The sequence below is a fragment of the Kitasatospora sp. NPDC004745 genome, from assembly GCF_042873275.1.
Classification (GTDB): domain Bacteria; phylum Actinomycetota; class Actinomycetes; order Streptomycetales; family Streptomycetaceae; genus Kitasatospora.
Map to the genome: position 1 here is coordinate 123,039 of NZ_JBIALK010000006.1, position 14,302 is coordinate 137,340.

General features: G+C 74.1%; 12 protein-coding genes. 3 read left to right on the forward strand and 9 right to left on the reverse strand.

The window, feature by feature from the left end:
- Positions 1–37 precede the first annotated feature (37 nt).
- Complete coding sequence (locus ACFYUY_RS13630; protein WP_387900570.1) at positions 38–862, forward strand: sterol carrier family protein; 825 nt, start codon at positions 38–40, stop codon at positions 860–862.
- A 232-nt stretch (positions 863–1,094) separates the two neighbouring features.
- Here the strand turns inward: ACFYUY_RS13630 and ACFYUY_RS13635 are convergent, their stop codons facing one another.
- Positions 1,095–1,982: a DUF3152 domain-containing protein gene (locus tag ACFYUY_RS13635; RefSeq protein ID WP_387900572.1), complete on the reverse strand. Its 888-nt coding sequence runs from the start codon at positions 1,980–1,982 to the stop codon at positions 1,095–1,097.
- Between the two features lie 122 nt (positions 1,983–2,104).
- Here ACFYUY_RS13635 and ACFYUY_RS13640 point away from each other — a divergent pair, with 122 nt between their 5' ends.
- Positions 2,105–2,524: a DUF3151 domain-containing protein gene (locus ACFYUY_RS13640; protein WP_360205862.1), complete on the forward strand. Its 420-nt coding sequence runs from the start codon at positions 2,105–2,107 to the stop codon at positions 2,522–2,524.
- Positions 2,525–2,620: 96 nt separating this feature from the next.
- Here ACFYUY_RS13640 and fbaA read toward each other — a convergent pair whose 3' ends face one another.
- Entirely contained in the window at positions 2,621–3,643 is a 1,023-nt protein-coding gene (fbaA, locus tag ACFYUY_RS13645; protein ID WP_360205859.1) for a class II fructose-bisphosphate aldolase, read from the reverse strand.
- Positions 3,644–3,996: 353 nt separating this feature from the next.
- Between fbaA and ACFYUY_RS13650 the strand changes: the two genes are divergently transcribed.
- Positions 3,997–4,716, forward strand: a complete 720-nt coding sequence (locus ACFYUY_RS13650; RefSeq protein ID WP_360205856.1) for a VTT domain-containing protein — start codon at positions 3,997–3,999, stop codon at positions 4,714–4,716.
- Positions 4,717–4,842: 126 nt separating this feature from the next.
- Here the strand turns inward: ACFYUY_RS13650 and pyrE are convergent, their stop codons facing one another.
- The 7 genes from pyrE to clpB all read right to left on the reverse strand — a co-directional run bounded on the left by pyrE (position 4,843) and on the right by clpB (position 14,290).
- Positions 4,843–5,379 carry an orotate phosphoribosyltransferase gene (gene pyrE, locus ACFYUY_RS13655; RefSeq protein ID WP_360205853.1) on the reverse strand — a complete coding sequence of 179 codons (537 nt, stop codon included), beginning with the start codon at positions 5,377–5,379 and terminating at the stop codon, positions 4,843–4,845.
- 44 nt (positions 5,380–5,423) lie between these two features.
- Positions 5,424–6,476, reverse strand: coding sequence for a hypothetical protein (locus ACFYUY_RS13660; RefSeq protein WP_387900574.1), 1,053 nt, complete (start codon positions 6,474–6,476; stop codon positions 5,424–5,426).
- 159 nt (positions 6,477–6,635) lie between these two features.
- Entirely contained in the window at positions 6,636–8,279 is a 1,644-nt protein-coding gene (locus tag ACFYUY_RS13665) for a polyamine aminopropyltransferase (RefSeq protein ID WP_387900576.1), read from the reverse strand.
- A 139-nt stretch (positions 8,280–8,418) separates the two neighbouring features.
- Entirely contained in the window at positions 8,419–8,949 is a 531-nt protein-coding gene (locus tag ACFYUY_RS13670) for a DUF2617 family protein (protein WP_387900577.1), read from the reverse strand.
- A 576-nt stretch (positions 8,950–9,525) separates the two neighbouring features.
- Positions 9,526–10,686, reverse strand: a complete 1,161-nt coding sequence (locus ACFYUY_RS13675; RefSeq protein WP_360205841.1) for a pyridoxal phosphate-dependent aminotransferase — start codon at positions 10,684–10,686, stop codon at positions 9,526–9,528.
- Positions 10,687–10,809: 123 nt separating this feature from the next.
- Complete coding sequence (locus ACFYUY_RS13680; RefSeq protein ID WP_360205839.1) at positions 10,810–11,370, reverse strand: YbjN domain-containing protein; 561 nt, start codon at positions 11,368–11,370, stop codon at positions 10,810–10,812.
- 298 nt (positions 11,371–11,668) lie between these two features.
- Positions 11,669–14,290 (reverse strand): ATP-dependent chaperone ClpB, encoded by a 2,622-nt coding sequence (gene clpB, locus ACFYUY_RS13685; protein WP_360205836.1) that lies wholly within the window; start codon positions 14,288–14,290, stop codon positions 11,669–11,671.
- Positions 14,291–14,302 lie beyond the last annotated feature (12 nt).

Consider the following 14,302-nt stretch of genomic DNA (forward strand, 5'->3'; position numbering starts at 1 on the left):
CTGGTGGACCGTCCGCCCCTCGCCGTATGTTGGCGGCATGCCTGCCAAGTCCCGTACGTACCAGCCGCAGAAGGTGCGCGCCGCGCTGGCCGCCCAGACCGGGGCGCTGCGCGCCGCCGTGCGGGCCCTCACCGCGGAGCAGCTCGACCGGCCCACCGGGCTGGGGGAGTGGCGGGTGCGCGAGCTGCTCGCCCACCTGGCCGTCCAGCTCGAGTTCGTCCCCGCGCACCTCGACGACCCGCTGGAGGGCCGGGCGCCGCTGGACCTGCTCGGCTGGGTGGCCGCCGTCGGGACGGTCGCGCCGCTGCTCGACGAGCAGGCGAGGACGCGGGCCGCCGAGGAGTTCGCGGGCGGTCCGGACGCGGCGGCGGAGGCCTTCGACCGCGCCGCCGAGGCGCTGACCGCCCTGCTGGAGCGCCCCGAAGCCGCCGACCCGGCCCGGCGGTTCGAGATCCGGCTGGGCTCGATGCTGCTCTCCGACATGCTGGTGACCCGGCTGGTGGAGACGGTGGTGCACGCCGAGGACCTGGCCGACGCGCTCGGCCCGGAGGCCTTCCCGGGCGGCTTCCCGCACGACCGCCAGGCCGTCGCCGCCGTCACCCGGCTGCTGGCGGACGCCTTCGCGGACCGCGCCCCCGGCGGCGCGGTCGAGCTGCGGATCCCGCCGTACGCCGTGGTCCAGGCCGTGGAGGGCCCCCGGCACACCCGGGGGACCCCGCCGAACGTGGTCGAGATGGACCCGCTGACCTGGATCCGGCTGGCCACCGGACGGGCCGACTGGGCGCGGGCGGTGGACACCGCCGCGGTCTCCGCCTCGGGGGAGCGCAGCGACCTGCGGGGGCACCTGCCGGTGCTGGCCTAGGGCGTGTCTTTCGGATCACGCCAGGCGGTCGCCGCCGGGGCACGCACCTCGCCGGCTTCTCGTCAGTCGCCGATGCTCCGCATGGACTCCCTCCTCGGCGCCGCCGATGCACGCACCCCAACGACGCCCGCTGATCCGACGTGATCCGAAAGACACGCCCCAGGGGCTGCCCGACGGGGCGTCACGGGACGGCGGGTGTCACCGGGCTGCGGGTGTCACGGCAGGGCGGGCGTCACGGCACGGCGGGGCCGCTCAGGTAGCCGCCCTCCGCCGAGTACGGCCAGGCGTTCGCGGTGCAGCCCTTGAGGCCGTAGATCTGCTGCATCATCGCGGGCGCCGGCTTGCCGGGGCCCGGGCAGGTCTCGTGCCCGTGCCCGATCCGGTGGCCGACCTCGTGATTGATGATCAGCGCCCGGTACTCCTCCAGCGGCCCGCTGAACTGGGGTGAACCGGTGTTCCAGCGCTTGGAGTTGACGATCACCTGGTCGCCGACGTTGCAGTTCACCTCGCCGTGGGTGTCCAGGCCGGAGGCGCCGCAGATCCGGTCCACGGTGGCCGGCGAGGCGATCTTCACGGTGAAGTCGTAGGAGCCGCCGGCGACCAGCTGGAAGCCGTTCTTGCGGTCGTTGGTCCAACCGCGCTTGTCGCCGAGGATGTCGTGGATCCGGGCGGCGGCGGCCGTGGCCTCGATGCCGATGCCGTCCTCGACCTCCACCCGGTAGCGGCGCACCTTGCCGCGTCCGACCGGCTGGGCGTTGGCGGGGGCGATGGTGAAGGTGCCCGCGCCCTTGGCGGGTCCCGGGTCCGGCGCGGTGGGGGTGGGCGTCGGGGCCGGCGGGGTCGGCGTGTCGGCCGCGGTGGGCGTCGGCGTGGCCGCGGGGGCCGGTGCCGGGCCGGTGGGTGCGGCGGACGGTTCGGCCGGCTGGGCGATCCGCGCCTGGGCGCTCGGCCCGGCCGGCGTCCCGGCGGAACGATTCAGCATGACCGCCGTGCCGCCCAGCACCGCGACCGCCGCGAACAGGGCCGCGAGCGTGCCGGGCCCGAGTCTCCGGCTCGGTCGGCGGCGTCGGCGACCACCGCGGGCGCGGCTGCGCGGGGCGGCGGATCGTGCTGCGGGCATGATCAACACCTTGGCATGGCGAACGGGTGAATGTCCACATACCGCGTATGCACGAATCCGGCACGGCGCGGCCGATCCCCGGCGGCGGTTGACCCCAGCGCCTCGGGTGGCAGACTGCGTGCATGGCGATTCACCGGAATCTTCTCGACGGCCCCGACCCGACCCTCCTGCCGGAGGACGAGCAGCCCTACCGCATGCTGGCGGAGGAGTCGGCCTCACCGACCCAGGTGGCCGCCGACTTCCCGACCTTCTGCCTGGCCTGGGCCATGCTCGCGGACGACGCCTACGCGGCCGGCCGCTACGTGGAGTCCTACGCCTACGCCCGCACCGGCTACCACCGCGGCCTGGACGCCCTGCGCCGCAACGGCTGGAAGGGCCACGGGCCGGTGCCGTGGGAGCACCGCGGCAACCGCGGCTTCCTGCGCTGCCTGGCGGCGCTCGCCCGCGCGGCCGGCGCGATCAAGGAGACCGAGGAGGAGGCGCGCTGCTGGCAGTTCCTGAAGGACAGCAGCGCCGAGGCGTACGGGGAGCTCAAGCCGTAGGGTCCGACCGACCCGGAACGCACGGTGCCCCCGGTGGACTTCCACCGGGGGCACCGTGCGTTCAGGCGGTCACCGGGCGGGGCCCGGCCGCCGGGGTCACTTCAGGCGGTTGCCGGCCGAGCGCAGCTGCTGCGCGGCCTCGACCACGCGGGAGGCCATGCCCGCCTCGGCGAGCTTGCCCCAGGTGCGCGGGTCGTAGGTGTTCTTCTTGCCGACCTCGCCGTCGACCTTCAGCACGCCGTCATAGTTCGCGAACATGTGGCCCGCCACCGGGCGGGTGAACGCGTACTGGGTGTCGGTGTCGAGGTTCATCTTCACGACACCGTTCTCCAGCGCGGTGGCGATCTCCTCGGCGCTCGAGCCCGAGCCGCCGTGGAAGACGAAGTCGAACGGGTCGTTCTTGCCGTACTGCTTGCCGATCGCGTCCTGCAGCTCGCGCAGCAGCTCGGGCTTCAGCACCACGTTGCCCGGCTTGTAGACGCCGTGCACGTTGCCGAACGAGGCGGCCAGCAGGTAACGGCCCTGCTCGCCCAGGCCCAGCGCCTCGGCGGTGCGCACCGCGTCGTTGACGGTGGTGTACAGCTCGTCGTTGATCTCGTGGGTGACGCCGTCCTCCTCGCCACCGGTCGGGGTGATCTCGACCTCGAGGATGATCTTGGCGGCGACGGCCTGGGCCAGCAGCTCCCGGGCGATGGCCAGGTTGTCGGCGAGGGTCTCGGCCGAGCCGTCCCACATGTGCGACTGGAACAGCGGGTTGCGGCCCTGGGCCACGCGCTCGGCGGAGATCGCCAGCAGCGGGCGGACGTAGCCGTCCAGCTTGTCCTTCGGGCAGTGGTCGGTGTGCAGCGCGACGGTGATGTCGTACTTGGCGGCGACGATGTGCGCGAACTCGGCCAGCGCGACGGCGCCGGTCACCATGTCCTTGTTGTGCTGGCCGCCCAGGAACTCCGCGCCACCGGTCGAGATCTGGATGATCCCGTCGCTCTCGGCCTCGGCGAAACCACGCAGCGCGGCGTGCAGGGTCTGCGACGAGGTGACGTTGATGGCCGGGTAGGCGAACTTGCCCGCCTTGGCCCGGTCCAGCATCTCGTTGTAGACCTCGGGAGTTGCGATGGGCATGCGATCCGCTCCTGTCGGGTTGCGGCGTACGGACGGTGCTGTCCGACGCTGTGTACGCCTTCGGTACGACTCCGTGCCGGCCGCCGACGCGCGGCGCTGCGGTGTGGCTCTCCGGCACCAAGGTTCGGGGCGACGTCCGCGGAACGGCAATGAGGGTGGTGTACCGCCGCGGTCCGGACGCCCGTGCCATCTTCCCAGACTCGTGCCCGCAGGTCAGCAGGAGCCCGCCAGTCGGAACGGGGCCGACGGCGGCGCGGGCGGCCGCCGGGTGCGCCGGGCCGCGCCCCCGGGGCGGGGCCGGATCGGCCCGCCGCCCCAAGCCTCCGTACAGACGGGCCCGCTATCCTGCGCCCGTGGACTACAACCAGCTGGCCGTCAATCTGCTCGACGCCAAATCCCTGATCTCGTCCCTCGGCGCCATCGGGCTGATCGCGATCATCTTCGCGGAGACCGGCCTGCTGGTCGGCTTCTTCTTCCCGGGCGACTCGCTGCTGATCATCGCGGGCGTCGCCGCCTCGAACGCCGCCTCCTCGGTGCTCGGCGACGGCGCCAAGCTGCCGATCGCCGCCCTGCTCGTCGGCGCGCCGCTGGCCGCGATCGCCGGCGCCCAGCTCGGGCACCTGATCGGGGTCAAGGTCGGGCCGAAGATGTTCGACAAGCCCGAGTCGAAGATCTTCCGGCGCGAGTACGTGATGAAGGCGGAGGAGTACTTCAACAAGTTCGGGCCCGGCAAGGCGGTCGTGCTGGCCCGCTTCATGCCGATCGTCCGCACCTTCCTCAACCCGGTCGCCGGCACGCTGGAGATGCCCGCCCGGACGTTCTTCCTGTGGAACGTCATCGGCGGTGTGCTGTGGACCGAGTCCATGCTGCTGATCGGCTACTTCTTCGGTGACGCGCTCGCCCCGGTGATCGACAAGTACCTGATCCCGGCGGTGCTGCTGATCGTCCTGCTGTCGGTCTCGCCGATCCTGATCGAGGTCCTGCGGGAGCGCCGGAAGAAGAAGGCGGGCGGCGCGGAGAGCGCCGAGGCCGAGAGCGTGCAGGCCGGCGGCGGCCGGCACCGACGGGGCTGAGCGGCCCGGAGGGCGAACGGAAGGGGCCGGGTCCCGTCTCACGTTTCACGTGAAACAGGACCCGGCCCCGTTGCGTGTCCGGTCCCGCCCGTCCGGCCCCGTCGTCGTCCGGCCGGGCCGTCGGCCTCAGAGGCCGAGGTCCTCCAGGTCGTACGCGGTCACGTACGGCAGGCCCTGCGCCTCGACGGCGGCCGCGCCGCCGCGCTCCACGATCACCGCGACGCCGACCACCTCGGCGCCCGCCTCGCGCAGCGCCTCGACGGCGGTCAGCACCGAGCCGCCGGTGGTGGAGGTGTCCTCGACCGCCAGCACCCGGCGGCCCTTGACCTCGGGGCCCTCGATCCGGCGCTGCAGGCCGTGCGCCTTGCCCGCCTTGCGGACCACGAAGGCGTCCAGCTCGCGCCCGCGGGCGGCGGCGGCGTGCAGCATCGCGGCGGCCACCGGGTCGGCGCCCAGGGTCAGGCCGCCGACGGCGTCGTACTCCAGGTGCGAGGTCGCGTCCAGCATCACCCGACCGACCAGCGGGGCGGCCTGGCCGTCCAGCGTGATCCGGCGCAGGTCGACGTAGTAGTCGGCCTCCTTGCCGGAGGAGAGGGTGACCTTGCCGTGCACGACGGCCTTGTCCTTGATCTGTGCCAGCAGGGCGTCGCGGTCGTTGCTCATGAGCGTTCAGTCTAGGCCCTGGCCGCCCGCCCGGCGCCCGGACCCTAGCGGCGGCGCAGCGCCCTGACCAGCACCACGGCGCCGCCCAGCAGGGCCACCGAGCCGCCGATCACCCACGGCACCGCGCTGCGGCCACCGGTGCCCGGGACCACGATCCCGCCCGCCTCGCCGCCCCAGCGGGACGCCGCCCGGGCCCGGGCGCTGCGGGCCGGCAGCGCCGGGGCGTACCGGCCGCGCGGCGGGGCGTGGTCGACCTCCTCGGCCGACCGGCCGACGATGCTGCGGCGGACCGGTCCGCCGGCCGGCTCGTCGTCGTACTCGAAGAGCGGCTCGGCGGGGAGCTCCTCGGCCACGCCGTCCTCGTGCGCGTCCTCGTCGGCGCCGCCGGTGGGCAGGCCGAAGCGCTCGGCGTCGGCGTCGGAGAAGGCGATCAGGTCGGAGAGGTCGTCGTCGAGGTCGTCCCCGGGCTGGTCCTGGTGCTCCTCGATGAACACCACGCTGGCCCCGGTGCCCTCGTCGTCCGCGCCCTCGTCGTCCGCGGGCCGGTCGTCCCCGTCGTCGTCCGCGTCGTCCGCGTCGGCCGGGCCGGTCCCGGCGCCCGCGGCGTCCTCGGTGTCGGGCTCGTCGCCGTCGGTCTCCGTCTCCGGTGCGGCGTCCGGGGACACCAGCGCGGTGGCGAAGCGCTCCAGCAGCCGGCGGCCGGCGGCGTCGAGGGCCTCCGAGTCGAACTCGGTGAGCCGGCCGGTGGCGCTGAGGTCGCCGGTGAAGCGGACCACGGCGGTGCCGTCCTCGGGGCCGTCCGCGACGCTCACCCGGACGGTGGCGGTCGCCTCGCCGCTGCCGCGGGCCTCCTGGCCCTCGGCGAACACGGTCAGCACGCCCTCGCGGCCCTCGATCAGGGAGAGCACGCCCTTGTAGGTGATGGTGGAGCCGCCGATCCGCAGCTTCAGCCGGCCACCGATCTCCTCGGCCGGACCGCTGCCGACCGCGGCCGGTTCGGTGCTGAGCCCCGGCACGCTACGGGCCAGCAGAGCCGGATCCTGCAGGGCCTGCCGCACCAGCTCGGCGGGCATCGGGACGACAACCTCATGCTCCATGCCACGGAGCCTACCGACCGAACCCCGCCCGGTCCCCACCCAGCACGGCCCGAGTTCCCCCGGGCCCCACCGCCCACCCCGGCCCCGGGACCCGGCCCGGGTTCCGGCCCCGCCCCGGCCGCCGGGCAACCGGACGGTGGCACACCCCCGGCCGCCGGCTCAGTGCGGCCCGAGCAGGGTGAGGGCGGCCGGGGGGCGGGCCGGGCGGAGCGGGGTGAGGCCGGTGGCGGAGGTGCGGAGGGCGTCGGCGGTGAGTGCCCGGGGCGGCGGGGCGTCCGGGGCGAGCGCCAGCGGGGGCTGTGCGGCGGCCGCCAGCAGGAAGAGCTGGGCGGCGTCCGGCGGGTCGGGCCGGCAGCCGGCGGTGGCGCTGCCCGGGAGGCCGTACGGGACGGTCTGCAGCCCGGCCGCCCGCAGGCCGGACTCGGTCCGCCAGAGCCCGTCCCGGTCTCCGCCGGCCCGGACGGCGAGGCGGCCGCCGGGGGAGAGCAGCCGGGTGGCGAGACCGTAGAACTCCTGGGAGTGGAACGTGACCGGTCCGCCGTCGGAGGGGGCGGGCAGGTCGGCGAGGACCACGTCGTACGGTCCGTCCTGGGCGGCCGCGTCGCCGCGCAGCCAGACCAGCGGGTCGGCGGCGGTGGCGCGCACCCGGGGGTCGTCCAGCGAGTGGCCGGTGAGGGCGGCGAGTCCGGGGTCGGTGCGGGCGAGCCGGGGGAGGGCCGGGTCCGTGTCGACCAGCCGGACGGCGCGCACGCCGCGGTGCCGCAGCACCTCCCGCAGGGCGAGGCCGTCGCCGCCGCCGAGGAGCAGGACGCGGGCGTCCGGCCCGGCGCCCATGGCGGGGTGCACGAGGGCCTCGCTGCCGCGGTACTCGTCCGGCCCGCAGACGGCGAGGCGCCCGTCGAGGTACAGCCGGAGGGGGCCCTCGGCGGGGCCGGTGAGCACGATCTCCTGGGTCCGGCTCCGGCCGGCGTAGCGGATCTGGTCCCCGTAGAGGGCGTGCCGGGCGGCGCGTTCGACGGCGTCGGTGCCGGCGGCGGCCGCGGCGAGGAGGGCGAGGACGAGGGCGCAGCCGCCCCAGAGCAGGCGCCGTGTCCGGGGGGTGGGTTCCTCGCGGAAGAGCCAGAGCACCACGGCGGCGCCGGCGACGGCGTTGACGGCGCCGGTGACGAGGGCGCCGGTGCCGGGGCCGAGGCCGGGGAGGATCAGGAACGGGAAGGCGAGGCCCCCGATGAGGGCCCCCACGTAGTCGGCGGCGAAGAGGTCGGCGGCGGTGCGCCCGGCGTCCTCGCGCCGGATCCGTTGGACGAGGGTCATCAGCAGGGGGATCTCGGCGCCGATCAGGATGCCGATGAGGCAGGTGAGGCCGACCACGGCGGCCTGGCAGCGGCCGATCCAGGCCCAGCAGGAGTAGAGGGCGAGGACGGAGAGCCCGCCGGTGAGCGCGAGTGCGCATTCGACGAGGGCGAAGGCGGTGGCGGGCCGGCGGGTGAGGCGCTTGGCGAGGAGCGAGCCGAGCCCCATCGCGAAGACCATGACGGACAGCACGACGGAGGTCTGGGTGACGGCGTCCCCGAGCAGGGAGTCGCCGAGTGCGACGAGTTCGAGCTCGTAGACGAGTCCGCAGGCCGCGCAGACGAACGCGGCCAGCAGGACGGCCAGGCGGGCGAGCCGGGGGCGGGAGCGCAGCCGGCACCGACGGCGGGCGGGCAGCGGGGCGAGGCTGCGCCCGGTCCGGGGCGGGTCGCCGTCGTCGTCGAGGTCCACTCGCGGGTGGGCGGGCGGACCGGCCGGATGGTTGATCACGAACAAACGCTAGGGGACGTTCGGGACGGACGGCTGCGCCCATTCGACGGACAGTGCGAGAGCTCGGATTGACGAATCGTTCCTGCGTGCGATTCATCGGTCGCGGTCCCGCTGGCGCCCCGGGGCGGCCGGTCGGCGGTCATGCCCCGGACACCACCAGCGAGGAGCGGGTGCAGACCAGCTGCCCCTCCTGCGGGTAGGCGTGCCAGGTGCGCCAGAGCAGCCGGTCCGTGCCGCCCTGGGTGACCAGGGCGGTGAAGGCGCTCGGGTCGCCGGGGAAGATCCCGGCCAGGCCCCGCGGGTGCCCCTCGACCAGCGCCAGCAGCTCCTGGGCGCGGGCCGCGAAGTCGTGCGGGGGCAGCGCCTCGATCCGGGCCGCGAACTCGTACTCCCAGCCGCCGACCTGCTTGGCGACCCGGGCCGGCAGCGGCGTCCGGCGGCCCGGCAGGCAGGCGACGGTCTCCAGGCACTCGCCCGGGCCCGCCGCGATCACCACCTGGTGCGACGCGCCCAGCAGCCGCAGCTGGAGGGTGCCGGACGTCCCGGGGTGCCCGCCCCCGGTGAGTCTCAGGTCGCGGACCGCGAGAGCGGGCAGCGGTTCGCCGCCCAGGCACCAGGCCAGGTCACCGGCGCGGGTGTCCGTGTAGGAGGTCTGCAGTGTGGTGAGCATGCTCGGCTCCGCGTTTCAGCTCCGTGCGCGCCCGCCGAGCAGCATCGAGTAGGCCTAGGCGATGGCGAGGCTGTTCGTGGCTGTGCGGCCCTGGGCGCGGCCGACCGTGGAAGGAAGGATTCCGGCTGGAGATTCAGCAGCAGAGAAGCATGAATACGCCGGGTCCGTCGGTGATTTACCCAACTTTGTCAAGCATTCACCGTTTCGGGCACACCTGCTTCCCGGCTCTGATCGACCCGGTGTGCGACTCTGCACCGCGCGCGCCCCTCTCACCGGGTCACGCGCCGTGCGCGCTGGTCGTGCGCCGTTCGTGCGCCTCACGCGCCGCCGCCCCGCACGCGCCGGGGGTGCGGGGCGTGCGGGGCGGCGGCGGGGTGTGCCGGAGAGGCCTCCCGGTGTGCCTCACGGGCATCGTCCGGATCCCGACCGGGCTTCCGGAGCCGTGGAGTTGACGGTTTCTCAGTCGCGTCGCGGGGCCATCATTGTTCCCCCGGCGTCGGCTGACCCGGCGGTCGGGGCGTCGGAACCGGGGTGCCGGAGCCGGGGCGTCAGAACCGGGATGTCAGCGCCACGGTGTCAGAGCCGCTGCAGGCGGGCGACCGCCTCCTCCAGCACTGCGTCCTGCTTGCAGAAGGTGAACCGGACCAGGCTGCGGCCGGCCTCGGCGTCGTCGTAGAAGACGGCGTTCGGGATCGCGACCACGCCGCAGCGCTCCGGCAGGGCCCGGCAGAACTCGACGCCGTCCTTCACCCCGAGCGGGGTGATGTCGGTGGTGACGAAGTACGTGCCCTGGGGGTTGAACGCCCGGAAGCCCGCCGAGGTGAGCCCGCCGACCAGCAGGTCGCGCTTGCGCAGCAGGTCGGCCCGGAAGCCCTCGAAGTACGCGTCGGGCAGCTGCAGCGCCTCGGCGACGGCGTACTGGAAGGGCCCGGCGCTGACGTAGGTCAGGTACTGCTTGGCGGTGCGCACGGCCGCGACCAGGGCCGGTGCGGCGGTGACCCAGCCGACCTTCCAGCCGGTGAACGAGAAGGTCTTGCCGGCCGAGGAGATGGCGACGGTGCGCTCGCGCATGCCGGGCAGCGCGGCGACCGGGTGGTGGGTGGCGCCGAAGACCAGGTGCTCGTAGACCTCGTCGGTGACGACCAGCAGGTCGTGCTCGACGGCGAGGGCGGCGATCGCGGCCGTCTCCTCGGCGGTCAGCACGGTGCCGGTGGGGTTGTGCGGGGTGTTCACCAGCAGCAGCCGGGTGCGCGGGGTGATCAGGCCGCGCAGCTCGTCCAGGTCGGGCCGGAAGTCGGGGGCCCGCAGGGTGAGCGGGACGCGCACGGCGCCGGCCATCGCGATGCAGGCGGCGTACGAGTCGTAGAAGGGCTCGAAGGCGATGACCTCGTCCCCGGGTTCGAGCAGGGCGAGCAGGGTGGCGGCGATGGCCTCGGTGGCGCCGGCGGTGACCAGCACCTCGGTGTCCGGGTCGTAGCACAGGCCGTGGAAGCGCTGCTGGTGCCCGGCGATCGCCTCGCGCAGCTCGGGGACGCCGGGGCCCGGCGGGTACTGGTTGCCGCGGCCGTCGCGCAGCGCCCGGACGGCCGCCTCGCGGACCTCCTCGGGCCCGTCGGTGTCGGGGAAGCCCTGGCCGAGGTTGATCGAGCCGGTGGCCGTGGCCAGGGCCGACATCTCGGCGAAGATCGTCGTGCCCATGCCGTCCAGCCTGCGGTTCAGCAGCGGCCTGTCACCCATCGATGGCTCCTCACGCGCGTCGTCGTCGGGCCCCATCCTGGGGTCGGCCGGGGGCCGGGGACAAGGACGGCCCGGCCACCTGGTCCCAGGTGGTCGGGCCGCTGCTCTCCGGGCGGGGTGAGGTCAGGCCTCGTCGGTGCCCTCGGGGGCCTCGCCCTCGCCGTCCTCGCCCTCGATCTCGTTCTGCAGGCCGAGGCGCTCGACGATCCACTGCTCGAAGCCGACGGACGCCTGGGTCCAGTTGGCGGTGGTGGTGACGAAGTAGTCCAGGTTGACGCCGGTGCCGACGATCATCTGGGCCTCACCGATCAGACGGACGACGCCGTCCTCGTGGGTGTGGGTGTAGACCTTCGGCCAGAGGGTCTCGCGGTTCCACTCGTCGATCAGGTCGAGGATCTCGTGCTTCTTCTCCAGCGGGTACGCGCGGTCGTAGAAGGCGCGCACCGCGAAGAGCTCCTTCTGCTCGCCGCGGAACATGTAGTAGACGCGGAAGCCCTCCCAGGGGGCGGTGAGGTCGCCCTCCTCGTCCACGACGTGCTTGAGCTGCATCTGGTCCAGCAGCTGGGCCACCAGCCCCTGGTCCGGGACGACGATCGGCGGGGGACCGGCCGGTCCGCCCTGGCCACCGGGCTGGCCGCCCTGCGGTACGCCGAAGGACGGGATGGACGACGGGTCGATGCTCATGGGGGTCCTCTTCCTCAGTGCACGTGGTGGCCGGCAATGAGAGGCCGCCCTTTCCACCTCCATCCTGCCTCATTCGGGGCCCTCCTCACAGGGGCACCCGGACACGCGTCGATCTTCGACGGAGGCCTTCCGACGGGGGGCTGAGCAGGCGGTGGTGACGGTGGGTGTCCGGCCGTACGGGGGTGCGGACGCGGAGCGCAGCGGCCGTCCGGCGGCCCCGGAGAGGGGAACTCGCGGCGGCGCGGGCGGTGCGCCCGGGCCGCCCCGCCCGACGGCGGGGCGGCCCGGGCACGCTGCGCTACTTCTCCAGCGGTCCGCGGCTGCGGACGGTGAGGCGGTCGCCCTCCTCGTCCCGCTCGACGAGGACGGTGTCCCCGTCGTGCACCCGGCCGGAGAGGATCGCCCGGGCCAGCTGGTCGCCGATCGCCGACTGGACCAGACGGCGCAGCGGGCGGGCGCCGTACGCCGGGTCGTACCCGGTCAGGGCCAGCCAGTCGCGCGCCGCCTCGGAGACCACCAGGCTGAGCCGCCGCTCGCGCAGCCGCTCGCCCAGCCGGGCCACCTGGATGTCGACGATCCGGCTGAGCTCGGCGGTGCCCAGCGGGTCGAAGACCACGATGTCGTCCAGCCGGTTGAGGAACTCGGGCTTGAACGCCGCCCGGACGGACTCCAGCACCAGCGCCTTCTTGCGCTCCTCCGGGATGGCCGGGTCCACCAGGAACTGCGACCCGAGATTCGAGGTGAGGATCAGGATGGCGTTGCGGAAGTCCACCGTCCGGCCCTGGCCGTCGGTGAGCCGGCCGTCGTCCAGCACCTGCAGCAGGACGTCGAAGACCTCGGGGTGGGCCTTCTCCACCTCGTCCAGCAGCACCACGCTGTACGGGCGGCGGCGCACCGCCTCGGTGAGCTGGCCGCCCTCCTCGTAGCCGACGTAGCCGGGCGGGGCGCCGACCAGACGGGAGACCGAGTGCTTCTCGCCGTACTCGCTCATGTCGATCCGGACCATCGCCCGCTCGTCGTCGAAGAGGAAGTCGGCCAGGGCCTTGGCGAGTTCGGTCTTGCCGACGCCCGTCGGGCCGAGGAAGAGGAACGATCCGGTCGGGCGGTCCGGGTCGGCGATGCCGGAGCGCGTGCGGCGCACCGCGTCCGAGACGGCCTGCACGGCCTCCGCCTGGCCGATCAGACGCCTGCCCAACTCCTCCTCCATGCGCAGGAGTTTGGCGCTCTCTCCCTCGAGCAGGCGGCCGGCCGGGATGCCCGTCCAGGAGGACACCACGTCGGCCACGTCGTCCGGGCCGACCTCCTCCTTCACCATCGGGGCGGAGGCGGACCCGGACTCCGTGTCCGCGGTGGCGGCCCGCTCCTGGGCCTCGGCGAGCTCCCGCTCGGCGGCCGGGATCTCCGCGTACATCAGCTTCGACGCGCGCTCGAAGTCGCCGTCGCGCTGGGCCCGTTCGAGCGCGCCGTGCAGGTCGTCCAGCCGCTCCTTGAGCTCGCCGACCCGGTTGAGGCTGCGCTTCTCCTGCTCCCAGCGCGCCGTCAGGGCGCTCAACTGCTCGTTGCGGTCGGCGAGGTCGCGCCGCAGCCGGGCCAGCCGGTCGATCGAGGCCGGGTCCGACTCCTTCTCCAGGGCCAGCTCCTCCATGCGCAACCGGTCCACGGAGCGCTGGAGTTCGTCGATCTCGACCGGGGAGGAGTCGATCTCCATCCGCAGCCGGGAGGCCGCCTCGTCGACCAGGTCGATCGCCTTGTCCGGCAGGAAGCGGGAGGTGATGTAGCGGTTGGACAGGGTGGCCGCGGCGACCAGCGCCGCGTCCGCGATCTGCACCTTGTGGTGCGCCTCGTAGCGGCCCTTGAGCCCGCGCAGGATGGCGATCGAGTCCTCGACGCTGGGCTCGCCGACCAGCACCTGCTGGAAGCGGCGCTCCAGGGCCGGGTCCTTCTCGATCCGTTCGCGGTACTCGTCCAGCGTCGTGGCGCCGACCATCCGCAGCTCGCCGCGGGCCAGCATCGGCTTGAGCATGTTGCCGGCGTCCATCGCGGAGTCGCCGCCCGCGCCCGCGCCGACCATGGTGTGCAGCTCGTCGATGAAGGTGACGACCTGGCCGTCGCTCTGCTTGATGTCGTTCAGGACGGCCTTCAGCCGCTCCTCGAACTCGCCGCGGTACTTGGCGCCGGCGACCATCGCGCTGAGGTCCAGTGCGACCAGCCGCTTGCCGCGCAGCGACTCCGGCACGTCCCCGGCGACGATGCGCTGGGCCAGGCCCTCGACCACCGCGGTCTTGCCGACGCCGGGCTCGCCGATCAGCACCGGGTTGTTCTTCGTCCGGCGGGAGAGCACCTGGACGACCCGACGGATCTCCTGGTCCCGGCCGATCACCGGGTCGAGCTTGCCGTCCCGCGCGGCCTGGGTGAGGTCGGTGCCGTACTTCTCCAGCGCCTTGTAGGTGCCCTCCGGGTCCGGCGAGGTGACCCGGCCGCTGCCGCGCACGTCCTTGAACGCGGCGAGCAGCGCCTTCGGCGTCGCGCCCTGCTGCACCAGCAGCTCGGCGACCGGCCCGCCCTCGGCGGCCAGGCCGACCATCAGGTGCTCGGTGGAGACGTACTGGTCGTCCAGGTCGTCGGCGCGCGCTCCGGCCTCGGTGAGCACCGCCAGGGTGTCCCGGGCGAGCTGCGGCGCGGCGACGGTCGAGCCCATCGCGCTGGGCAGCGCGGCCAGCTGGCGGCGCGCCTCGGCGTCAATCCGGGCGGCGTCCGCGCCGACCGCCTCCAGCAGCGGCCGTGCGATGCCCTCGGGCTGCTCCAGCAGGGCGGTCAGGATGTGCACCGGCTTGACGTCCGGGTTCCCGGCCGCGCCCGCCTGCCGGATCGCGGCGGACAGGGCGTCCTGCGTCTTGGTGGTGAACTTGCTGGCGTCCACTGCTGGGGGGTC

What these genes read in the sequence shown, in the direction of transcription:
- ACFYUY_RS13630 (WP_387900570.1), top strand. Translation starts at nt 38, where the DNA reads ATGCCTGCCAAGTCCCGTACGTACCAGCCGCAGAAGGTGCGCGCCGCG.
- ACFYUY_RS13635 (WP_387900572.1), bottom strand. Translation starts at nt 1,982, where the DNA reads ATGCCCGCAGCACGATCCGCCGCCCCGCGCAGCCGCGCCCGCGGTGGT.
- ACFYUY_RS13640 (WP_360205862.1), top strand. Translation starts at nt 2,105, where the DNA reads ATGGCGATTCACCGGAATCTTCTCGACGGCCCCGACCCGACCCTCCTG.
- fbaA (WP_360205859.1), bottom strand. Translation starts at nt 3,643, where the DNA reads ATGCCCATCGCAACTCCCGAGGTCTACAACGAGATGCTGGACCGGGCC.
- pyrE (WP_360205853.1), bottom strand. Translation starts at nt 5,379, where the DNA reads ATGAGCAACGACCGCGACGCCCTGCTGGCACAGATCAAGGACAAGGCC.
- ACFYUY_RS13660 (WP_387900574.1), bottom strand. Translation starts at nt 6,476, where the DNA reads ATGGAGCATGAGGTTGTCGTCCCGATGCCCGCCGAGCTGGTGCGGCAG.
- ACFYUY_RS13670 (WP_387900577.1), bottom strand. Translation starts at nt 8,949, where the DNA reads ATGCTCACCACACTGCAGACCTCCTACACGGACACCCGCGCCGGTGAC.
- ACFYUY_RS13675 (WP_360205841.1), bottom strand. Translation starts at nt 10,686, where the DNA reads ATGGGTGACAGGCCGCTGCTGAACCGCAGGCTGGACGGCATGGGCACG.
- ACFYUY_RS13680 (WP_360205839.1), bottom strand. Translation starts at nt 11,370, where the DNA reads ATGAGCATCGACCCGTCGTCCATCCCGTCCTTCGGCGTACCGCAGGGC.